The 385-nt window shown below is 48.1% G+C and carries 1 protein-coding gene; it reads right to left on the bottom strand.

Annotated features, from left to right (window positions below):
• The coding region (locus AC0SAP_RS10375) for an Ig-like domain-containing protein (protein ID WP_473384110.1) at positions 1-385 on the bottom strand (385 nt) is incomplete at both ends.

Raw genomic sequence — 385 nt, 5'->3', positions numbered from 1 at the left:
ACCTTTAACCGCTCCTTTTACTGGCGTATCTTCTTCCGTCTTAATCGCTGGCGATTCAGCCGTTGGCGCATCATTCACCGGTGTGACTGTTACAGGAACCGTCACAGTGACTTTGCCACCATTGCCATCTGAAACAACGACCGTGAACTCATCATCACCGTGATAGTCTTTGTTTGGCGTGTAAGTATAGTTACCGTCACCATCCATCGTCACAGTACCATTCGCTGGTTTATCACCTAGTGCATAAGTCAGATCATCACCATCCACATCAGTAACACCCGTAATAGTGCCTTTCTTCGGCGTATCTTCTTTCGTAACAATCGTCTGATCACGATCATCCACCACCGGCGCATCATTCACCGGCGTGACTGTTACAGGAATCGTA

This window comes from Ignatzschineria sp. PL_is040 (assembly GCF_055813795.1).
The sequence above is the reverse complement of the archived record's forward strand: the minus strand, read 5'-3'. Positions and strand labels throughout refer to the sequence as shown.